Annotated in this window: 19 protein-coding genes; 7 read left to right on the forward strand and 12 right to left on the reverse strand. The window is 59.9% G+C overall.

What is annotated here, in order from left to right:
- Window positions 1-57: 57 nt before the first annotated feature.
- The 5 genes from PMI18_RS17800 to PMI18_RS17780 all read right to left on the reverse strand — a co-directional run bounded on the left by PMI18_RS17800 (window position 58) and on the right by PMI18_RS17780 (window position 4,821).
- On the reverse strand, window positions 58-801 hold the full coding sequence (locus PMI18_RS17800) for a hypothetical protein (protein ID WP_007899342.1): 744 nt from the start codon (window positions 799-801) through the stop codon (window positions 58-60).
- A gap of 3 nt (window positions 802-804) precedes the next feature.
- Entirely contained in the window at window positions 805-1,392 is a 588-nt protein-coding gene (lpoB, locus tag PMI18_RS17795; protein ID WP_007899345.1) for a penicillin-binding protein activator LpoB, read from the reverse strand.
- A gap of 39 nt (window positions 1,393-1,431) precedes the next feature.
- Window positions 1,432-1,803, reverse strand: a complete 372-nt coding sequence (locus PMI18_RS17790) for a YcfL family protein (protein ID WP_007899347.1) — start codon at window positions 1,801-1,803, stop codon at window positions 1,432-1,434.
- Window positions 1,804-1,818: 15 nt separating this feature from the next.
- Window positions 1,819-3,213: a COG3014 family protein gene (locus tag PMI18_RS17785; RefSeq protein WP_007899349.1), complete on the reverse strand. Its 1,395-nt coding sequence runs from the start codon at window positions 3,211-3,213 to the stop codon at window positions 1,819-1,821.
- 207 nt (window positions 3,214-3,420) lie between these two features.
- On the reverse strand, window positions 3,421-4,821 hold the full coding sequence (locus PMI18_RS17780) for a COG3014 family protein (protein ID WP_007899350.1): 1,401 nt from the start codon (window positions 4,819-4,821) through the stop codon (window positions 3,421-3,423).
- 154 nt (window positions 4,822-4,975) lie between these two features.
- On the opposite strand from PMI18_RS17780, the gene PMI18_RS17775 reads away from it, so the two are divergent.
- Together PMI18_RS17775 and PMI18_RS17770 are read left to right on the forward strand one after the other, a co-directional pair.
- Window positions 4,976-6,874: an FTR1 family protein gene (locus tag PMI18_RS17775; protein ID WP_007899351.1), complete on the forward strand. Its 1,899-nt coding sequence runs from the start codon at window positions 4,976-4,978 to the stop codon at window positions 6,872-6,874.
- Window positions 6,875-7,007: 133 nt separating this feature from the next.
- Complete coding sequence (locus PMI18_RS17770; RefSeq protein WP_007899353.1) at window positions 7,008-7,463, forward strand: YaiI/YqxD family protein; 456 nt, start codon at window positions 7,008-7,010, stop codon at window positions 7,461-7,463.
- 117 nt (window positions 7,464-7,580) lie between these two features.
- Here PMI18_RS17770 and elbB read toward each other — a convergent pair whose 3' ends face one another.
- Window positions 7,581-8,249 (reverse strand): isoprenoid biosynthesis glyoxalase ElbB, encoded by a 669-nt coding sequence (elbB, locus tag PMI18_RS17765; protein WP_007899355.1) that lies wholly within the window; start codon window positions 8,247-8,249, stop codon window positions 7,581-7,583.
- Between the two features lie 114 nt (window positions 8,250-8,363).
- On the opposite strand from elbB, the gene PMI18_RS17760 reads away from it, so the two are divergent.
- The gene (locus PMI18_RS17760; RefSeq protein ID WP_007899357.1) at window positions 8,364-9,599 is read left to right on the forward strand and encodes a sterol desaturase family protein; all 1,236 of its coding nucleotides are present in this window, start codon (window positions 8,364-8,366) and stop codon (window positions 9,597-9,599) included.
- On the opposite strand, the gene PMI18_RS17755 is transcribed toward PMI18_RS17760, so the two are convergent.
- Window positions 9,580-10,212 (reverse strand): DedA family protein, encoded by a 633-nt coding sequence (locus PMI18_RS17755; RefSeq protein WP_007899360.1) that lies wholly within the window; start codon window positions 10,210-10,212, stop codon window positions 9,580-9,582. The genes PMI18_RS17760 and PMI18_RS17755 overlap by 20 nt on opposite strands.
- A 208-nt stretch (window positions 10,213-10,420) precedes the next feature.
- Between PMI18_RS17755 and hemB the strand changes: the two genes are divergently transcribed.
- Both hemB and ppk1 read left to right on the forward strand, forming a co-directional pair.
- Window positions 10,421-11,434, forward strand: a complete 1,014-nt coding sequence (gene hemB, locus PMI18_RS17750; protein ID WP_007899362.1) for a porphobilinogen synthase — start codon at window positions 10,421-10,423, stop codon at window positions 11,432-11,434.
- Window positions 11,435-11,452: 18 nt separating this feature from the next.
- On the forward strand, window positions 11,453-13,675 hold the full coding sequence (gene ppk1, locus PMI18_RS17745) for a polyphosphate kinase 1 (protein ID WP_007899364.1): 2,223 nt from the start codon (window positions 11,453-11,455) through the stop codon (window positions 13,673-13,675).
- Window positions 13,676-13,849: 174 nt separating this feature from the next.
- On the opposite strand, the gene ppx is transcribed toward ppk1, so the two are convergent.
- The 5 genes from ppx to PMI18_RS17720 all read right to left on the reverse strand — a co-directional run bounded on the left by ppx (window position 13,850) and on the right by PMI18_RS17720 (window position 18,405).
- On the reverse strand, window positions 13,850-15,352 hold the full coding sequence (gene ppx, locus PMI18_RS17740) for an exopolyphosphatase (protein WP_007899371.1): 1,503 nt from the start codon (window positions 15,350-15,352) through the stop codon (window positions 13,850-13,852).
- A gap of 208 nt (window positions 15,353-15,560) precedes the next feature.
- Window positions 15,561-16,298 carry an amino acid ABC transporter ATP-binding protein gene (locus tag PMI18_RS17735; protein WP_007899373.1) on the reverse strand — a complete coding sequence of 246 codons (738 nt, stop codon included), beginning with the start codon at window positions 16,296-16,298 and terminating at the stop codon, window positions 15,561-15,563.
- Window positions 16,285-16,935, reverse strand: coding sequence for an amino acid ABC transporter permease (locus tag PMI18_RS17730; RefSeq protein WP_007899375.1), 651 nt, complete (start codon window positions 16,933-16,935; stop codon window positions 16,285-16,287). The genes PMI18_RS17735 and PMI18_RS17730 overlap by 14 nt, the downstream gene beginning before the upstream one ends.
- The gene (locus tag PMI18_RS17725; protein WP_007899377.1) at window positions 16,932-17,600 is read right to left on the reverse strand and encodes an amino acid ABC transporter permease; all 669 of its coding nucleotides are present in this window, start codon (window positions 17,598-17,600) and stop codon (window positions 16,932-16,934) included. The genes PMI18_RS17730 and PMI18_RS17725 overlap by 4 nt, the downstream gene beginning before the upstream one ends.
- 19 nt (window positions 17,601-17,619) lie before the next feature.
- Entirely contained in the window at window positions 17,620-18,405 is a 786-nt protein-coding gene (locus tag PMI18_RS17720; RefSeq protein WP_007899378.1) for a transporter substrate-binding domain-containing protein, read from the reverse strand.
- Window positions 18,406-18,660: 255 nt separating this feature from the next.
- Here PMI18_RS17720 and PMI18_RS17715 point away from each other — a divergent pair, with 255 nt between their 5' ends.
- Together PMI18_RS17715 and trxA are read left to right on the forward strand one after the other, a co-directional pair.
- Window positions 18,661-19,368, forward strand: a complete 708-nt coding sequence (locus PMI18_RS17715) for a FadR/GntR family transcriptional regulator (RefSeq protein WP_007899380.1) — start codon at window positions 18,661-18,663, stop codon at window positions 19,366-19,368.
- A 122-nt stretch (window positions 19,369-19,490) separates the two neighbouring features.
- Window positions 19,491-19,820, forward strand: a complete 330-nt coding sequence (gene trxA, locus PMI18_RS17710; RefSeq protein WP_007899382.1) for a thioredoxin TrxA — start codon at window positions 19,491-19,493, stop codon at window positions 19,818-19,820.
- Window positions 19,821-19,857: the final 37 nt, after the last annotated feature.

Raw genomic sequence — 19,857 nt, forward strand, 5'->3', positions numbered from 1 at the left:
ACGCAGAGCGTCCCAGGCTGCATTCCCACGCGGAGCGTGGGAACGATCAGAGCCTACTCAGTGCAGAATCACCGGCGCCGTATCCCGAGGCAGGTTATTGCGCAGCGGCGCTTGCCCCGGCTGCTCGTAGCCACCACCGCCGAGCTGTTGGCTCAGTTGCGCAGCCACATCTTCACCCAGCGCCTTGGACACATCACGTACCACCCGTGGGCGGTTCAGCGAAATCTTGATGTCCCGGCCATTCACCAGTTTGGTGTCCTGACCTTCGCCCATCGCCGTGAAGGCCGAGGTGATCTCAAAGGTCTTGGTGTTGATCAGGCTGAAGTCCGCCACCAGCGTCAGCCCCAGCACCGCCGAATAGCTGTCGGTATTGGCCAGCTCGTTCATGTCGCGGGTGAAGTCGATGTCTGACACGGTGCCGAACAGCACGTAGTCGGCACCCTTGAAGCTACCGGCCTTGATCCGCTTGATCACGTCATACACGTCACCTTTGGACGATGCTGTGTAAGGCGTGCCCTGCACCAGCTGGAACATGCCGGTGCGCAGAATTTCGCCCTTGATGTCGCCGGTGAATTTTCGCAGTTCACCTTGCTCGATGTAGCTGCTGGTTGCTTCGTACTCTTCGTAACTGGACGAACCACTGGCGCCGTAATAGCTCTGACTGTGGTTGCTCTGGGCCGAAACAGTGTGGACGTATTGTTCCACCCGTTCCTGATACGCCAGGTCCGCTACTGCGACTTTCGGGGCCGCTTGCACGCTGAACGCGCAAGCCAGGGCCATCATGCCAATCCATGCGCGCATCGATTAACGCTCCGTGGTTTTGCGGATCTCTTTTTCGTCCATCCACTCGGCCAGACCGCTTTCAACGTCGATCAACTGCAGGCTGAATTTGTAGAAGACGTCCTTGTAGTCGCTGCTGCGCTTGACGATCGAGCTGATCGAACCTTCGATGCGATACTGGGCAGCGATCATGTTGCCAGTCTTGGCCACAGTGCTTTTCTTGTACAGGCCGCTCTGGTTTTGCAGCTTGAGCTGGTCAACCTGGCTTTGCATGGCGGTGTTGTCGCTGGCGAAGCGGGCGACGCCGGTCTTCATCAGCTGGGTCTTGATGCTGGTGGTGATTTCGCGGGTATCGATGTACTCGCTGGTCTTGTTCTTCACGTCGTAGACCTGAACCACCGGACGGCCTTGCAGGATGCCGGACTGGGCCAAGGAGCGGGTCATGGATTCGGCGATCATCTGCAGGTCGGTGGAACCGAACTCGTTGGTCACGGTTTCCACGGCCTTGGTGTCACCGTAGCTGATGTTTTTGCTGCCCAGCGTTGGCGAAGTGTTGGCGCAACCGCTGGCCAGGAGGGCAATGACGGCGATGAACGAAAAGCGTGCAAACATGGGAATGCTCTCTAAAACTGAACGAATAGGGTGTAGGGCTTAAGGCGTTTTGATTTCGAGACGGAAATCCACGGCTTTGGCGGTTGGCGCAATGGCCTGAATGAAACTGGTCTGCTCGCCGTACATCATCTGGCTTTTCCAGGTTTCTTCTTCGGCAACCGGGAAACCTTCAGGGCCGAGCCAGGCAAAACGGTAGTAGAAGGTCTTGTTGTTGTAGCTGGTGTTGCTCAGCTGCGCATTGACCGTCATGAAGCCGTTTTCCCGGGCCACGCGCATGGCGCCGACCACGATGTTCTTGAGCTTGCCCATGGCCACGACCTTGCTGGCAGCGCTGCCTGGCTCCGGTGGTGGCGGGGTGGCGCAGCCGGCCAGCAAGGCCAGGGCGACGACAGCGATGAATTTGAAACGCATGCAAAGACTCCGTTCTTAAGGTTGTTTGAGGCTGGCCACGGCGGTCGCGTTGGCGCTTGGGATCACGTGTGCGGCCAGGCCGTTGGCGAATACCTGGTTGCCCACGGCGCGCAGGGTAATGACCTGAAAGCGCTGATCAACGATGACCTTGACCACCGAGCCGCCCACGGCGCTTGGCAGCGTGACGTGGTGCTCGCCTTTCTTCAAGCGCAGACGCACCACCTGAGTGTTGTCCGGCAGCGTACGCCATGTACGCGTATCGGCACCTTCGAGTACGGCTGAAGTAATACCGACTGCAAGACCTGCCAGCGGGTTGGTTTCGTTGATCTGCTTCTGTGCCACACCACGAGTGATCGCCCGCACGGTGGTGCGCAGGATGATGCCTGGCATGTCATCACGCAGCGCGCGACGGGACATGGCAGTGGTGCTGTTGAGTTGGGTCAGGTCCAGTTGCTGACCGTCGACGCCGATCTGGGCGAAGGCGGCAGTGGAGGTATCCGGTTTGATGATCGGGAACGACAGCGGCGTGATCACCACGTTGTTGCTGATCGGCAATGGCAGCGGAATGCGGATCGAATCGCGGGACGGTGCCAGGCCGCTTTGCACGACGATCAGGATGTCGCTGTCATCGTTCTTGGCCGGTTTGTCGAGGTTCACCAGTGCCTGTTCCAGCAGCGGCGTGTTCGGACGCAGTTCGGCTGCCTTGCGATAACCCGGCGCCGCCAGATCTTTCTCGCCCAGGGCTTCATAGACGAAGCCGGCCAGATAATGGCTGAACGCACTCTGGTAGCTGTTTTTCAGGCTGACCACTTCCGGCGCGTCGAGGCTGGCCACCGGGTAACCCTGAAGATCCTTGTACTGGGTTTTGACGCCTTCTTTCTCGGCCTGCTCTTCGCTCTTGAGGTATTCCTTGTCGCGCAGGTCGGCGATCACCGCTTCACGTTCGTGAGTCTTCTTGATCGCGGTACGCGCGCCGTCGAAGTCGTTCACCGCCAACAGGTTGAGGGCCATCTGCGTGGTCAGCATGACTTTTTCGTAGTCGTAGCCTTCGTAGCGACGCACCTTGTCGTTGACCAGGAAGCTGCCGAACTGAGCCAGGTACTTGTCGGTGTCGAGCTTGACCGCGTCTTCCCACTTGCCCACCACCTGATCGGCGCTGGTCCAGGCGTTCTGGCTGCCGGACAAGTCGCCCTTGGCGCGCAGCAGCTCACCCTTCTCGAAGTAATAGAGCAGGTCTTTGTCTTTGCCGGTGTTGTTCTTTTCCAGCAGGGTCAAGGCGCCGTCGACGTTGCCGGAAGCCAGTTGCTGGTTGGTTTGTGCAAGTTCCGAATCGTAGTTACGAAAGGCCGAACAGCCGGAAAGCAGAGTGACAGCGCTGAGCGCGATCAAAGTGGGGGCGCGGAATGCCATAAGGGGGTACGTCTTCCCTGAATATAAGCAGCCGCGTGCGGGTCGGGCTGTTGGGACCTATCGGCAGGGAGACTGGCGTCCTGCCAATTCCTCATAAAAAGAGGAGCTTAAATGCCGTATCGTAATAACGACGGCGCGGCATTATAAACAGGGATGCTGGCTATGTAATGGCTTTTTAATTACATGCTTTCACAAATGTGCCATTACCTATTTCAGACCGGATACCACACTACTTTCAGGCGCAACGGCAGGTTCGAAAGCCACTCCGTTGCTGTAAACCCGCTCGCCCAGCGCTCGCAGGCCTATGACCTGATGGTCCTGCTCGATGCGGACTTTCAGGGGCGCGGCGCCCGGCGCGTTGGGCAGGCTGATCAGGTGCTCGCCTTTTTTCAGGCGCAGGCGCGCCACCAGAGTGATGTTGGACAACGTGCGCCAGGTTCGGGTGTCCGCGTGCTCAAAGCCATCGTGCTGTGTCACGTAAGAGGCTTTGCTCGGGTCGCGTCGGTTGTCTGTAGCCTGAACAGAAGCAGCCAGGTAGGCGCGATGCGCGGTGCGCTGAATGATGCCCGGCATATCGTCGCGCAGCGTGCGTAAAGACATGTCGGTGATGCTGTTAACAAGGGTCAGTTGCTGTTTGCGACCGTCGATCGTCATTTGTGTGAACGACGGGGTCGACGTGTCGGGAACCATCACCGGAAACGACACGTTGGCGACGATCACCTGATTGTCTTCCAGGCGCACCGGGTAGGGGACACGAACCGAGCTGCGCGCCGGCGCCAGGCCGCTTTGCACGATGACTAGTACATCACTTTCATTTGCCTTGGCTGCGGGTTTGTCGAGTTCGCGCAATGCCTGCTCGAAGAAGGGCAGGTCGGGTCGCAACTCGATGGCCTGGCGATAACCCGGGGCGGCAAGATCACGCTCACCCAGCGCTTCATACGTAAACCCGGCCAGGTAGTGACTGAATGCACTCTGATAGCCGTTTTTCAGCGCGATCACGGCGGGCGCGTCGAGGGTCATCACGGGATAGCCCTGGAGATCCTTGTAGTGCACGCGAACGCCCTGAGCCTTGGCTTCTTCTTCAAGTCGCTCGTATTCCTTTTCCCGCTGACGGGCAATCAGTGCTTCACGTTCGTGGGTTTTCTTGATGTCGGCGCGAGCACCGTCGAAGTCATTCACGGCCAACTGGTTCAGGGCCATTTGCGTGGTCAGCATGACTTTTTCGTAGTCGTAGCCATCGTAGCGCCGCAGTTTGTCATTGATGATGCTGCCCCAATGATCGCCCATCGCGGACAAGAGCTGTGTGCCAGCAGACTCGACGGTGTCCTGGCGCTGGATCACCATTTGCTCTGCACTGCGCCAGGCAACCTGGCTTTGCGGCAGTGCACCACTGGCACTCAGGACTGCACCTTTTTCGAAGAAGTAGAGCAGATCCCGTTCTTCTGACGGATTGTGCAGCTCCAGCAGTTGGAGAGCGCCCTGCGGATTTCCGGCTTTCAACTGGGCGGTCGTTTGCTCCAGTTCCAGGTCGTAGTCGCGATAGGCGGCGCAACCAGTCAGTTGCAGGGCAAGGCTTAACAGCAGTGAGAAAAACAGGTGTGAACGCATGGACACGTTGATTCTTCCCTGAACGAAACCGGCGGAGGGTGGCAATTGGCCGCTGAATTTATACGCAGCTACGCAGGAAATACCAACAAAGCTTGAGCGAAACTCATTGGGAGTGAACAATGTGTTACTTCGTATTTCCATTTGAGATTTATTCATGATTGCCTCCTCTCGTTTTCTGGCGTGGCTCGTGCTGCCGGTGATCGCGTTCTGCAGCTTCAATGCGCTGGCCGAAACCGCGGAAGGTGCGCCCAAGGCCTTGCATTTGCTCGATTACATTGGCGCCGATTACCCGGCGACGGTCGAGGCGGGCAAGGTCATCGATGAGTCTGAATACCGCGAACAGCAGGAATTCCTGAAAGTGCTGCAAGGTTTGATCGCCGATTTGCCGGCCAAACCCGAACGCGCAGAGCTGGAACAGGGCGTCGGCAGCCTTGGCGCTGCCATCGCCGGTCGCAAGGACGGCGTGGATGTTGCCCGTCAGGCGCGGCAGCTGGGGGCAAAACTGGCGGTGACCTATGAGGTCAGCCAAGCCCCGGTCATCACCCCGGACCCGACACGCGGCGCGCCGCTGTATACCCAGCAATGCTCGGTGTGCCATGGCGATGCGGGCGCTGGTGACGGCCCGGCAGGTGTAGGCATGACGCCACCGCCGGCCAATCTGCGCGATGCCGTGCGACTGGACCGTCTGAGCCTCTATGCGATCTACAACACGCTGGGCATGGGCGTTGAAGGCACCGACATGCCGGCCTTCGCCGATCAACTGGATGATCGTCAACGTTGGGACCTGGCGACCTACATCGCCAGCTTCAGCGCCGATCCGGCTGCGGCCAAATCCGGGAAAACCTACAACATCGCCGACCTCGCGCGTCAGACGCCGGCCGAAGTGCTGGCCGCCGAAGGCCCGCAAGCGGCCGCGACATTCCGCGCGCAACGGGCGCAACCGCCGCAGGTCAAGCGTGGACCGGGGCAGTTGCTTGATTACACGGCGGCCACCTTGGACAAGAGCATCGCCGCCTACCGCGCCGGCGATCACGATCAGGCCTACGACCTGTCGGTGGCCGCGTACCTGGAAGGCTTCGAGCTGGTCGAAAGCTCTTTGGACAACGTCGACGCCAACGTGCGTAAAGACACCGAGAAGTCCCTGATGGCTTACCGTCAGTCGTTACAGGACGGTTTGCCAGTGGCTCAGGCCGAGCAGCGTCTGGAGGCGGCCAAGGCCAAATTGAAAGAGTCCGCTGGCCTGCTGGGCAGTGATGGCTTGAGCTGGTCGCTGAGTTACATCTCCGGTCTGTTGATTCTGTTGCGCGAAGGCCTGGAAGCGATTCTGGTGCTCGCGGCGATCCTCGCGTTCCTGCGCAATACCGGTCAGCAATCGGCGGTGCGCAGCGTCAACATCGGTTGGGGGCTGGCGCTGCTGGCCGGGCTGGTGACCTGGGCGGTGGCGGCGTATGTGATCGACGTCAGCGGCGCCCAGCGTGAACTGCTGGAAGGCGCGACGGCGTTGTTTGCCAGTGTCATGGTGCTCTGGCTCGGCGTGTGGATGCACGACCGTCGCCACGCAGCGGCCTGGCAGGATTACATCAAGAGCAGCCTGGTGAGTGGTGGCGGGCGTTTCGGCTTTGCGATCCTGGCGTTCTTCTCGGTTTATCGCGAGCTGTTCGAAGTGATCCTGTTTTACGAAACCCTGTGGTTGCAGGCCGGGCCGGCAGGACACAACGCCGTAATGGCGGGCGGGGCGACGGCGCTGGTAATGCTGATCGGTCTGGCCTGGGTGATTCTGCGCGGCTCGGCGAAACTGCCGCTGGCGTTGTTCTTCAGCATCAATGCCGGGCTGCTCTGCGCGTTGTCGGTGGTGTTTGCCGGCCATGGCGTGAAGGCGTTGCAGGAAGCCGGGATATTCGGCACGCGGCCGGTGCCGTTCTTTGACTTCGACTGGCTGGGGATCCACGCTGATGCCTATTCGCTGAGTGCTCAGGCCGTGGCGATCATTGCGATCATTGTGTTGTACAGCCGTAGCCGGATGGCTGAGAAGCGGCGGGTGCAGGTTTCTTAAAAACATTCGCTGCGCTCATATTCGCGGGCAAGCCTCGCTCCTACGGATTTATATCGTTCGCGGAAAATGCGCACGACACGGGCCTGTAGGAGCGAGGCTTGCCCGCGAAGCTTTTTAGACGAGGAAAATAAATATGCGCGTGTGGATCGATGCCGACGCCTGCCCTCGGGCGGCCAAGGATCTGGTGGTGAAATTCGCCCTCAAGCGCCAGTTCGAAGTGGTGCTGGTGGCCGGTCAGCCGCAGATCAAACCGGGCCTCACCCTGGTGAAGCTGATCGTGGTGCCCAGCGGCCCGGATGCCGCCGACGATTACCTGGTGGAACACGCGGTGCCAGGTGAGCTGGTGATTTGCAGCGATGTACCGCTGGCGGATCGGCTGGTGAAGAAGGGCGTCGCTGCGCTGGATCCACGGGGCAAGGAGTTCGATGCGCAGAACATGGGCGATCGACTGGCGGTGCGTAACCTGTTCACCGATCTGCGTGAGCAGGGCCAGATGAGCGGCGGACCGGCGCCGTTCGGCGAGCGCGAGAAGCAGGCGTTCGCCAATGCGCTGGACCGGATACTCACGCGGTTATCGCGCAAGTCTTGAGCCTTGCATTGAATCCTGTGGGAGCGGGCTTGCTCGCGAAGGCGGTTTGACAGTCGACATCAAAGTTGAATGTTATGACCTCTTCGCGAGCAAGCCCGCCTCCACATTTAAACCGTGTTACTCGTCGTTTTCGTGGGTCAGTTCCAAAACGCGGTCGACCAGTTTATTGATGCCGGAAGCAGCCTCGCTGATTGATTGCGCCAGCATGTACGCCGGAGTGCTCACCAGCTTGCGCGCCTTGTCTTCGACGATGTCGGTCACCGCGCACTCGGCATGGGTGGCGCCCATTTTGTTCATCGCGGCGGCGGTATCGGCATCGTTGCCGATGGTGCAGGTCACGCCCGGGCCGTAGATCTTGGCCGCCAGGGCCGGCGAGATGCAGATCAGCCCTACCGGTTTGCCGGCCTCGGCGAACGCTTCGGTCAACGCCAGGACGTCAGGCTGAACGCTGCATCCGGCACCTTCGACGGCAAAGTTCGACAGATTTTTGGCCGACCCGAATCCGCCAGGAACGATTAGCGCATCGAAGTCTTCGACGCTGGCTTCACGGATATCCTTGATGTTGCCCCGGGCGATCCGCGCCGATTCCACCAGCACGTTACGCGCCTCGGGCATTTCTTCGCCGGTAACGTGGTTGATGACATGCAATTGCGCGATATCGGGTGCGAAGCACTGCACCTGGGCGCCGCGCTGGTCCAGCCGCAGCAGGGTGATCACGCTTTCGTGGATCTCGGCGCCGTCGTACACGCCGCAGCCGGAAAGGATCACTGCAATTTTTTTGCTCATGGGCTTTTCTCCAGATTCATGGCGTTAAATGTCCACTAATTTGTCACTCGTTGCCATAGGGTTAATTCGCGGCTACACCTAATCTCTGCTGAACGATTCTGATCAGGGCGCGTCATGGACTTCATTCTGTATGCGGTGCCGTTTTTCTTTGTGCTGATTGCGGTCGAGTTGCTGGCCGACCGTTGGCGCGGGGTGAGCAATTACCGCGTGGCAGACGCGATCAACAGCGTCAGCACCGGCGTGCTGTCGACCACCACAGGCCTGTTGACCAAAGGCGTCGGCCTGGTGACTTATGCCTTCGCCCTGAAGCACCTGGCCGTGATCGAGCTCTCGGCCGACAGCGCCTGGGTCTGGGTGCTCGCTTTCGTCTTCTACGACTTCTGCTATTACTGGCTGCACCGCATGGGCCACGAGCGCAACATCCTCTGGGCCGCCCACTCGGTGCATCATCAGAGCGAGGACTACAACCTCTCCACGGCCTTGCGCCAGACCAGCACCGGGTTTCTGTTGAGCTGGATTTTCTACCTGCCCATGGCCGTGCTCGGCGTTCCACTCGTGGTGTTCGTCAGCGTTGCGGCGCTGAATCTGCTGTACCAATTCTGGGTGCATACCCGACACATTCCCAAGCTCGGCTGGTTCGAATGGTTCTTCGTCACGCCGTCCAATCATCGGGCTCACCATGCGCAGAATGCTCTCTACATGGATCGCAACTACGGCGGAGTGTTCATTATTTGGGACCGTCTGTTCGGCTCGTTCCAGGAAGAGGACGACAACGAGCCGGTGGTTTTCGGCGTGACCACGCCACTGGCGAGCTGGAATCCGTTGTGGGCGAACGTGCAGTTTTATGCGCAGCTGTGGGATGACGCACGGCGCGCCGAACACTGGTGGGACAAGCTGCGGATCTGGTTCATGCGCACCGGTTGGCGACCAGCGGATGTGGCGGCCAAGTACCCGATGAACAAACCGGACCTGAGCCAGTTCCGCAAGTTCGAGGTACCGCTGGACGGGCGCCAGCAGTGGTATGTGGCGCTGCAGTTTTGCGTCTACATCGCCTTGGGCAGTTACTTGATGAACCTGGAACAGAGCCTGCCGACTTCGGCCCTGGTGTTGGGCTGGGGTGCCGTGGCACTGGGGCTGTTTGTGTTGGGCGCGGCCCTGGAAAATCGCCCGCAGGCGTTGAAGCTGGAGCTGTTGCGGCTGGCGTCGAACCTGCCGCTGGTGTGGCTGGCGCCAATGGTCGGGCTATGGCCGGGCAGCGCAGTGGGCTGGGTGGGGCTGCTCAGTTACAGCCTGCTCAGCGGCATCGGTCTCTACTGTTGTAGAAACCGCTTCACTCGATGGGCGTCGTAGGTTCGCTGGACTTGGCCTGTTCAGCTTTCAACGCTTGCTCGTCGGCGTAGATCTTCTTCGCCAGACGGGCATTCTTGAAGCGCCGCCGCAGCCACAGGCCAAAGCCCAGTACCAGCAGGGCGCCCAGCACCCACAGCTCGTACTTCTTGATACTGCCAAGCATGCCTTCGAGTACCGCGCCGAAGTGATAAGAGGCTGCGGCCAGTGCAGTGGCCCAGATCGCTGCGCCAATCCCGTTGAGCAGCAGGTAACGTCCCGGCGGATAGCCCGACAGACCGATTGCCACCGGCATTACGGTGCGCAACCCGTAGACAAAGCGGAAGCTCAGCACCCAGATGTCCGGGTGCTTGCGGATATGTTCCAGCGCCCGATCACCCATCAGTTGCCAGCGCGGTTTGCGGGCCAGCAATTTGCGCCCGTGCTTGCGCCCCAGGAAGTACCACAGCTGATCGCCGGCATAACTGCCGAAAAACGCCACGACCACCACCAGATTGATGTCCATGTATCCGCGGAACGCGAGGAAGCCTGCGAGCACCAGAATGGTTTCGCCTTCGAAAAACGTCCCGAGGAAAAGGGCAAAGTAGCCGAAGTCATGCAGAAATTGTTGGAGCATTGTCTGGGTGCTGGCGAAATGAACGCGCAGCCTAACCCTTCGTGCACATTCATGAAAGTGTCCAAATGTGTCTCGACGTGAACATTTCCTACAAGGACAATGGAATGCGGCTACCTGTCATAGGGATGCACATAACTGTAATACGTTCGTCATAATGGCCGCTTATAACTGTCACGCTCGCCCGCCAGCGCGGGCTCAGGAGTCTGCCGTGAGCTTTACCCCCGCCAACCGTTTGTTTCCTGCAACCCGCCTGCGTCGCAACCGTCGTGATGATTTCTCGCGTCGACTGGTCCGTGAAAATGTGTTGACCGTCGACGACCTGATCTTGCCGGTGTTCGTGCTGGACGGTGAAAATCGTCGCGAAGCGGTGGCCTCGATGCCGGGCGTCGAACGCCTGACCATCGACCTGTTGCTGGAAGAAGCGGCTAAGTGGGTCGAGCTGGGGATTCCGGCCTTGGCATTGTTCCCGGTAACGCCGCCGGAACTCAAATCCCTGGACGCCGCTGAAGCGTGGAACCCCAACGGCATCGCCCAGCGTGCGACTCGTGCCTTGCGTGACCGGTTCCCTGAGCTGGGTGTGATCACCGACGTTGCCCTGGACCCGTTTACCACCCACGGTCAGGACGGCATTCTTGACGAGGAAGGCTACGTGCAGAACGACATTACCGTCGACGCACTGGTTAAACAGGCCCTGTCCCACGCCGAAGCCGGCGCTCAGGTGGTGGCCCCGTCGGATATGATGGACGGTCGCATTCAGGCGATCCGCGAAGCGCTGGAGCTGGCCGATCACGTCAATGTGCGGATCATGGCCTACTCGGCCAAATACGCCAGCGCCTATTACGGCCCGTTCCGCGATGCGGTGGGTTCGGCGCTGAACCTGGGCAAGGCCAACAAGGCCTCCTATCAGATGGATCCGGCCAACAGCAACGAAGCCCTGCACGAAGTGGCGGCGGACTTGTCAGAAGGCGCGGATATGGTCATGGTCAAGCCAGGCATGCCGTATCTGGATATCCTTTATCGGGTCAAAGAAGAATTTAAAGTGCCGACCTTTGTCTATCAGGTCAGCGGTGAATACGCCATGCACATGGCAGCGATCCAGAATGGCTGGTTGAGCGAAGGGGTTATCCTTGAATCCCTGACCGCTTTTAAACGTGCAGGCGCTGATGGCATCCTGACTTACTTTGCCGTCCGTGCTGCTCAATTGTTACGAGAGCAAAAATAGCCCTCCCAGGAACATTCGATGAATACCGAAGGACTCACTGAAGTTGCCGTAAAAGACGCTCAACCTGTGGTGGAGCCAATCGCCGAAACCCCGCCGGAGCTGGAGCCTGCTCCTCCCGCGGTGGTGGCCGAGCCCGTTGTTGCGGCGCCAGCGATTGCCATTCCCGGCCTGGATGACAGCAGCCTGTACATCCATCGTGAGCTCTCGCAACTGCAGTTCAATATCCGCGTGCTGGAACAGGCGCTGGATGAGTCCTACCCATTGCTGGAGCGGTTGAAGTTTCTGCTGATTTTCTCCAGCAACCTGGACGAGTTCTTCGAGATTCGTGTGGCCGGCCTGAAGAAGCAGATCACCTTCGCTCGCGAACAGGCTGGCGCCGATGGCCTGCAACCGCACCAGGCCCTGGCTCGCATCAGTGAACTGGTGCATGGCCACGTCGATCGCCAATACGCGATCCTCAATGACATTCTGTTGCCGGAACTGGAAAAACATCAGGTCCGCTTCATCCGTCGCCGTTACTGGACCACCAAGCTCAAGACCTGGGTTCGTCGTTACTTCCGCGACGAAATCGCCCCGATCATCACCCCGATCGGCCTCGACCCTACGCACCCGTTTCCGTTGCTGGTGAACAAGAGCCTGAACTTCATCGTCGAACTCGAAGGCATCGACGCCTTCGGTCGCGACTCCGGCCTGGCGATTATCCCGGCACCGCGTCTGCTGCCGCGGATCATCAAGGTGCCGGAAGAAGTCGGCGGTCCCGGCGACAACTATGTGTTCCTGTCGTCGATGATCCACGCTCACGCCGATGACCTGTTCCAGGGCATGAAGGTCAAGGGCTGCTACCAGTTCCGCCTGACCCGAAACGCCGACCTCGCGGTCGATACCGAAGACGTCGAAGACCTGGCCCGCGCCCTGCGCGGCGAGTTGTTCTCCCGTCGTTACGGTGACGCGGTGCGGCTGGAAGTCGCTGACACTTGCCCGAAACACCTGTCCGATTACCTGCTCAAGCAGTTCAACCTGCACGAGACCGAGTTGTATCAGGTCAACGGCCCGGTCAACCTGACCCGGCTGTTCAGCATCACCGGCCTGGACAGTCATCCGGAGCTGCAATACACCCCGTTCACCCCGCAGATCCCGAAACTGCTGCAAAACAGCGAGAACATTTTCAGCGTGATCAGCAAGCAGGACATCCTGCTGCTGCACCCGTTCGAGTCGTTCACCCCGGTGGTCGACTTGCTGCGTCAGGCGGCCAAGGATCCTCACGTGTTGGCGGTTCGTCAGACGTTGTATCGCAGCGGCGCCAACTCGGAAATTGTCGATGCGCTGGTAGACGCTGCGCGTAACGGCAAGGAAGTGACGGCAGTGATCGAATTGCGTGCGCGGTTCGACGAAGAGTCCAACCTGCAACTGGCCAGCCGTCTGCAAGCGGCCGGTGCGGTGGTGATTTACGGTGTGGTCGGCTTCAAGACCCACGCCAAGATGATGCTGATTTTACGCCGCGAGGCTGGCGAGATTGTCCGCTACGCCCACTTGGGTACCGGCAACTACCACGCGGCCAACGCCCGTCTGTACACCGACTACAGCCTGCTGACCTCCGATGACGCCTTGTGCGAAGACGTCGGCAAACTGTTCAGCCAGTTGATTGGCATGGGTAAAACCCTGCGCATGAAGAAACTGCTGCACGCACCGTTCACGTTGAAAAAGGGCATGCTCGACATGATTGCCCGGGAGACGCAGTTCGCTCTCGACGGCAAACCGGCACACATCATCGCCAAGTTCAACTCGCTGACCGATCCGAAGGTCATCCGCGCGTTGTACAAGGCTAGTCAGTCGGGGGTGCGTATCGATCTGGTGGTGCGTGGCATGTGCTGCCTGCGACCGGGCATCGCCGGGGTGTCCCACAACATCCACGTGCGCTCGATCATCGGTCGCTTCCTGGAACATACCCGGGTCTTCTACTTCCTCAACGGCGGCGAAGAGCAGATGTTTCTGTCCAGTGCCGACTGGATGGAGCGCAACCTCGACAAGCGCGTCGAGACTTGCTTCCCGGTCGAGGGCAAGAAGCTGATTTTGCGGGTCAAGAAAGAGCTGGAGCTTTATCTGACCGATAACACCCACAGCTGGAGTCTGCAGGCGGACGGTCGCTACATCCGCAACACGCCAACCGGCAACCAGAACCCGCGCAGTGCCCAGGCCACCTTGCTTGAGCGTTTGGGCAGCCCGATCCTGACCGTTCGTTAACGTAGATTCGGTTGATACAAAAAAGGGCGATCCATGTGGATCGCCCTTTTTTGTTCCCGCCCGAGCGGTGAATGACTTGTGGCGAGGGAGCTTGCTCCCGTTGGACTGCGCAGCAGTCCCTCTTTTTGGGGCCGCTTCGCAGCCCAGCGGGAGCAAGCTCCCTCGCCACAGTGTTTAGCGAACGTTCAGCACGAAGCTGACGCGGGTCAGCCATTCCGCTTCCAGAGCGAAGTCGGCCTGGGTCAACTGATTGTCGTCCAGCCAGTGTTCCGGGAACAACACATCCAGGCTGTCGCCATTGGCGTGCAGCACGACTTGTGGCATTTCCTGGGTACCGCGGATGTGGTGGAACAGAATCGCAAAGCGCAGCAGCACGCACAGGCGAATCAGCTTGATGCCGTCGTCGCCGAATTCGGCGAACTTGTCCTTGGGAATGTTGCGTCGGTGGCCCCGCACCAGCAGCGCGAGCATTTGCTGGTCTTCGCGGGAGAATCCGGCCAGGTCCGAGTGCTCGATCAGATAGGCGCCGTGCTTGTGGTACTGATAGTGGGCGATGTCCAGGCCCACTTCATGGACCTTGGCGGCCCAGCTCAGCAGTTCGCGCCAGACACCGTCATCCAGCTGCCAATCCTCGGCCACCTGATCGAAGGCATGCAGCGCCTTGCGTTCGACCCGCGAGGCTTGTTCCAGATCAACGTGGTAACGCTCCATCAGCGAACTGAGAGTGCGCTCACGGACGTCTTCGTGATGATGACGGCCCAGCAGGTCATAGAGCACGCCTTCGCGCAGGGCGCCTTCACAGTGATCCATGCGTTGCAGTTCGAGGGAGTCGAAGATCGCTTCAAGAATCGCCAACCCGGCGGGGAAGATCGCCCGGCGGTCGGGCTTGATGCCTTCGAAATCGATTTTCTCGACATCGCCGAGTTTGAACAGCTTGCGCTTGAGCCAGGCCAGGCCTTCGGCATTCACTTCGCCAGTGCCATGCCCGCCGGCCTTCAGCGCCAGGCCGATGGCGCGAATGGTGCCCGAGGAGCCGATGGCTTCATCCCAGGTCAGGCGGTGCAGGGCGTGCTCGATGCTCATGATCTCCAGCCGCGCCGCGGTGTACGCCTGGGCATAGCGGGCCGGGGTGATCTTGCCATCCTTGAAATAGCGCTGGGTATAGCTGACGCAGCCCATTTGCAGGCTTTCGCGCAGCAGCGGTTCGAAGCGCTGGCCGATGATGAATTCGGTACTGCCGCCGCCGATGTCGGCTACCAGGCGCTTGCCCGGCGTGTCGGCGAGGGTGTGAGAGACGCCGAGGTAAATCAGGCGCGCTTCTTCACGGCCAGAGATGACTTCTACCGGATGGCCAAGAATTTCTTCGGCGCGGTGGATGAATTCGGCGCGGTTACGGGCTTCGCGCAGGGCGTTGGTGCCGACGATCCGCACGGTGCCGGGCGGCATACCGCTGATCAGTTGGGCGAAACGCTTCAGGCAATCGAGCCCGCGCTGCATGGATTCTTCGCTGAGTTGACGTTCTTCGTCGATGCCGGCGGCCAGCTGAACCTTCTCCCCGAGACGTTCGAGAATCCGGATTTCGCCGTTCTGGGCCTTGGCCACGACCATGTGAAAGCTGTTGGAGCCCAGGTCGATTGCGGCGATCAGGGACAGATTCTTGGCTTGGGATTGCGGCATGGTCAGGGGGTCTCGGTCGATAACCTCGACATCCTGCCACGATCAAACGCTGCCGCCAACGCGCAGTGTTCAAAGCGTTGATCCGAGGCAGAAAAGTCGATGACCGCTGCGCGGTCAATCGCTAGCAGGCTAGCTCCCACATTGGAATGCGTACCCCTGTGGGAGCTAGCCTGCTAGCGATGAGGGCATTAAAGACACTGAGGCTCTTTCAGGCTGTCGCTTCAACAGTGCCAATGAAATTCGCCAGCTCCGCCGTCTGCGGGTTGGCAAACAACACCTTCGGATCACCCACCTCATGCACCTTGCCCTGGTGCATGAACACCAACTTATCCCCAACCTCGCGGGCAAAGCGCATTTCATGGGTGACCATGATCAGCGTCATGCCCTCCTTGGCCAGTTGCCGGACCACGCTCAGCACTTCGTTGACCAGTTCCGGGTCCAGCGCCGAGGTGATTTCATCGCACAACAGCACCTTCGGCGACATCGCCAGCGCCCGGGCAATCGCCACCCGCTGTTGCTGGCCGCCAGACAGTCGGTCGGGGAAGGCATCAAATTTTTCCCCCAGCCCGACCCGTTCCAGCATCTGCCGCGCCAGTTCGGCGGCTTTGGCTTTTGGCACTTTCTGCACCACTTGCGGCGCGAGCATGACGTTTTCGCCCACGGTCAGGTGCGGGAACAGATTGAACTGTTGGAACACCATCCCGACTTTCTGCCGCAGGCTGCGCAGGTCGGCGCGGGCGGCGTCGAGGTATTCGCCGTCGACTTCGATTACGCCGTCATTAATCGATTCCAGACCATTGAGGGTGCGCAGCAAGGTGGATTTGCCCGAGCCGCTACGGCCGATGATCGCCACCACCTGGCCTTCGTCGACACTCAGGTCGATGCCTTTGAGCACATGGTGGTCGCCGTAATATTTATGCAGGGCGGAAATTCTAAGCAGAGGCATGCAGTCTCCTTTCCAGGTAGCGCGCACTGAGGGACAAGGGGTAGCAGAGCAGGAAGTAACCGAGCGCCACCAGGCCGTAGACCATGAAGGGCTCGAAGGTCGCGTTGGCGAGCATGCCGCCGGTCTTGGTCAGTTCGGTGAAGCCGATGATCGAGGTGACGGCGGTGCCTTTGACCACTTGTACCGAGAAGCCCACGGTTGGCGCCACGGCGATACGCAGGGCTTGCGGCAGAATCACGTAACGCAGTTGCTCCAGCGGGTTGAGCGCCAGGCTCGACGAGGCTTCCCACTGGCCGTTGGGGATCGAGTCGACGCAACCGCGCCAGATCTCCGCCAGGTAGGCGCTGGTGAACAGCGTCAAGGCGATCGCCGCCGCCATCCACGGTGAAATCTCCACACCGGCCAACGCCACACCGAAAAACACCAGAAACAGCTGCATCAACAACGGCGTGCCCTGGAACAGTTCGATGTAGGTGCGGGCGAAGTGGCTGGGCAGGGATTTTTTTGAAATCCGCATCACCATGATCAGCAGACCGATCAGCCCGCCGCCGATAAACGCCACCAGCGACAACGCCAGGGTCCATTGCAGGCCCGTGAGCAGGTTGCGCAGGATGTCCCAGAAGGTGAAATCGCTCATTGGCTGCTCCTTGCTATGTAGCGCCGGCCGATCCAGTTCAGCAATTGGCGGATCAGCAGCGCCATGCACAGGTAGATCAGTGTGGTCAGGGCATAGGTTTCAAAGGCGCGGAAGTTACGCGATTGAATGAAGTTGGCGGCGAAGCTCAGCTCTTCGGTGGCGATCTGCGAACAGACAGCCGAGCCGAGCATGACGATGATGATCTGGCTGCTCAGGGCCGGCCAGACCTTGCCCAGCGCCGGCAACAGAACCACGTGGCGGAAGGCTTCGAAGCGCGTCAGTGCCAGGGCGGCTGCAGCTTCCAGCTGCCCGCGAGGGATCGCTTGAATGCCGGCGCGGATGATCTCGGTCGAATAGGCGCCAAGGTTGATCACCATCGCCAACACCGCCGCCTGCCATTCGGAAATCTGCAGGCCCAGCGACGGCAAACCGAAGAAGATGAAAAACAACTGCACCAGGAATGGCGTGTTGCGGATCAACTCGACGTAAACCCCAAAAATGCCGGCGAACGGGCGGATATTCCACGCCCGCACCAGTGCCCCGACGATACCCAGGCCGACCCCGAGCACCGCGCCAATGGCCGTCAACTCAAGGGTGAACAGCGCACCGCGCAGCAGCAGGTCGGTGTTTTCCACCACCGGCAAGAAATCGAACTGATAAGCCATAAGTCGTCTCCGCGAACGATCAGAGATCGGCTGGCAGCGGTTCTTTCAGCCAGGTTTGCGAGTTCTTTTCCAGCGCACCGTCCGCCTTGGCCGTGGTGAGGATGTCGTTGACCTTGCCCAGCAGCGCCGGCTCGTTCTTGTTCACGCCAACGTAAACCGGCGAGTCCTTGAGCTTCACTTTCAGCGCCGGCACGCGTTTCGGGTTTTTCTCGCTGATCGCTACCATCACTACGTTGCCGCTGGCGATCAGGTCGACTTGGCCAGCGAGGTAGGCGGCGATGGTCGAGTTGTTGTCTTCGAAGCGTTTGATGGTCGCGCCTTCGGGGGCGACTTTGGTCAGCTCGATGTCTTCAATGGCGCCACGGGTGACGCTGATGGTTTTGCCCTTGAGATCGTCCAGGCCCTTGATGGCGGCGTCTGGCGGGCCGAACACGGCGAGGTAGAACGGTGCGTAGGCACGGGAGAAGTCGATGACTTTCTCGCGCTCAGGGTTCTTGCCGAGGCTGGATATCACTAGGTCGACTTTGCCGGTGGTCAGGAACGGAATGCGGTTGGTGCTGTTGACCGGGGTCAGTTCGAGTTTGACCTTGAGTTGGTCGGCCAGTAGTTGGGCGGTGTCGATGTCCAGGCCGCGAGGTTTCATGTCCGGACCGACCGAACCGAATGGTGGGAAGTCCTGGGGCACCGCGACTTTGAGGGTGCCGCGTTTGACCACATCCTCCAGACCGTCGGCGTGGGCGGGGGCCTGGCTCAGCATCAGGCTGGCAAACAAGGCGGCGAGGAGGGCGCTGTAACGCATGGTCATGGCAAATCTCCGGATCGGCGGGAAGTGATTTCTGCGGATCGACAGAGCACAGGCCATGCCAAGATTCGGTTTTGGGGGACGCAGGCCACGGTTTTGCTGGTGTCGTTCGGTCTTACTGGTCTGAACAGTTGGGGGCGTTTCGCACCCTGATGGCGCACCCGTGAAAATTCCCGAACCCCCATGGGGCACGACTTGCCGGACGTCACGAATAGCTTTACAACTAGCCGCTCATTGGCCTGGTTCGTCTGAAAAACCATGAATTCGATTTCTCGCGCGGTACCCGAAGTGGCGCTGCAAGCCATCCGCAAGCTGATCACCGAACAAGGTTTCGGGGCGGGGGATGCCTTGCCCTCGCAACGGGACCTGGCGGTGCAATTGGGGGTCAGTCGGGCGTCGTTGCGTGAGGCGTTATCGTCCCTGAGTGCGCTGGGCGTGATCAGTATCCAGCCGGGCAAGGGCGTGTTTGTGCAATCACCGGTGGATCTGCCCCGGGGCGATGCGGCACCGGGCTGGCCGTTCGCGGCCCAGGCATCGCCGCTGGACATCTTCCAGTTGCGCTATGCGCTGGAAGGTTTTGCCGCCGGGCTGGCGGCCGTGACCCTGAGCACTGAGGAACTCGATGCCCTGGAAGACAATGTCGCGGCCATGCGCAACGAACTGCGTGCCGCCGACTTCGATGCAGCGGCGCGACTGGATTTCGAGTTTCACCGGCGCATCCTCCTGGCCAGCGGCAATCAGGCGATGCTGAGCATTCTGACGGCCAGCGCCGACATCTTCCTGGAGAGTCAGAAGCTACCGTTCATCCGGGCCGAACGGGCCATGGAAACCTGGCAGGAACACCGTAAAATCCTCCGTGCGCTGGCTCGTCGGGCCTCTGGCGCCGCGCAGAAGGCCATGCAGGAACATGTGCGCAACGCCGCCCTGCGTACCGGAATTGCGTTCGTCGCTCCCGCCACCCCATGACTTGAGCTATACCCAAACTCATGGGCCACCATAGCGAGACTCAATCATCTGCGGCTTCCTGAACACGGGAAGGGCGGCTATGATGGGCCACGTTTTTTATTGCTTACAACCCGGAGACATCCATGAGCAGCGATCTTATCAAGCACGTCACCGACGCTAACTTCGAAGAAGAAGTACTGAAGGCTGCTGGCCCTGTGCTTGTTGACTACTGGGCTGAGTGGTGCGGCCCTTGCAAAATGATCGCCCCGGTTCTGGACGAGATCGCTGGCACCTACGCTGGCAAGCTGACCGTCGCCAAACTGAACATCGACGAAAACCAGGAAACCCCGGCCAAGCACGGCGTACGTGGTATCCCGACGCTGATGCTGTTCAAGAACGGCAACGTCGAAGCCACCAAGGTCGGCGCGCTGTCGAAGTCGCAATTGGCTGCTTTCCTCGACGCCAACATCTAAGCGTTGTTATAAAGCGTCATGAAAAGGCCCCGTATAA

This window comes from Pseudomonas sp. GM102, from assembly GCF_000282555.1.
Taxonomy (GTDB): domain Bacteria; phylum Pseudomonadota; class Gammaproteobacteria; order Pseudomonadales; family Pseudomonadaceae; genus Aquipseudomonas.

What these genes read in the sequence shown, in the direction of transcription:
- PMI18_RS17800 (WP_007899342.1), bottom strand. Translation starts at nt 801, where the DNA reads ATGCGCGCATGGATTGGCATGATGGCCCTGGCTTGCGCGTTCAGCGTG.
- lpoB (WP_007899345.1), bottom strand. Translation starts at nt 1,392, where the DNA reads ATGTTTGCACGCTTTTCGTTCATCGCCGTCATTGCCCTCCTGGCCAGC.
- PMI18_RS17790 (WP_007899347.1), bottom strand. Translation starts at nt 1,803, where the DNA reads ATGCGTTTCAAATTCATCGCTGTCGTCGCCCTGGCCTTGCTGGCCGGC.
- PMI18_RS17785 (WP_007899349.1), bottom strand. Translation starts at nt 3,213, where the DNA reads ATGGCATTCCGCGCCCCCACTTTGATCGCGCTCAGCGCTGTCACTCTG.
- PMI18_RS17780 (WP_007899350.1), bottom strand. Translation starts at nt 4,821, where the DNA reads ATGCGTTCACACCTGTTTTTCTCACTGCTGTTAAGCCTTGCCCTGCAA.
- PMI18_RS17775 (WP_007899351.1), top strand. Translation starts at nt 4,976, where the DNA reads ATGATTGCCTCCTCTCGTTTTCTGGCGTGGCTCGTGCTGCCGGTGATC.
- PMI18_RS17770 (WP_007899353.1), top strand. Translation starts at nt 7,008, where the DNA reads ATGCGCGTGTGGATCGATGCCGACGCCTGCCCTCGGGCGGCCAAGGAT.
- elbB (WP_007899355.1), bottom strand. Translation starts at nt 8,249, where the DNA reads ATGAGCAAAAAAATTGCAGTGATCCTTTCCGGCTGCGGCGTGTACGAC.
- PMI18_RS17760 (WP_007899357.1), top strand. Translation starts at nt 8,364, where the DNA reads ATGGACTTCATTCTGTATGCGGTGCCGTTTTTCTTTGTGCTGATTGCG.
- PMI18_RS17755 (WP_007899360.1), bottom strand. Translation starts at nt 10,212, where the DNA reads ATGCTCCAACAATTTCTGCATGACTTCGGCTACTTTGCCCTTTTCCTC.
- ppk1 (WP_007899364.1), top strand. Translation starts at nt 11,453, where the DNA reads ATGAATACCGAAGGACTCACTGAAGTTGCCGTAAAAGACGCTCAACCT.
- ppx (WP_007899371.1), bottom strand. Translation starts at nt 15,352, where the DNA reads ATGCCGCAATCCCAAGCCAAGAATCTGTCCCTGATCGCCGCAATCGAC.
- PMI18_RS17735 (WP_007899373.1), bottom strand. Translation starts at nt 16,298, where the DNA reads ATGCCTCTGCTTAGAATTTCCGCCCTGCATAAATATTACGGCGACCAC.
- PMI18_RS17730 (WP_007899375.1), bottom strand. Translation starts at nt 16,935, where the DNA reads ATGAGCGATTTCACCTTCTGGGACATCCTGCGCAACCTGCTCACGGGC.
- PMI18_RS17725 (WP_007899377.1), bottom strand. Translation starts at nt 17,600, where the DNA reads ATGGCTTATCAGTTCGATTTCTTGCCGGTGGTGGAAAACACCGACCTG.
- PMI18_RS17720 (WP_007899378.1), bottom strand. Translation starts at nt 18,405, where the DNA reads ATGACCATGCGTTACAGCGCCCTCCTCGCCGCCTTGTTTGCCAGCCTG.
- PMI18_RS17715 (WP_007899380.1), top strand. Translation starts at nt 18,661, where the DNA reads ATGAATTCGATTTCTCGCGCGGTACCCGAAGTGGCGCTGCAAGCCATC.
- trxA (WP_007899382.1), top strand. Translation starts at nt 19,491, where the DNA reads ATGAGCAGCGATCTTATCAAGCACGTCACCGACGCTAACTTCGAAGAA.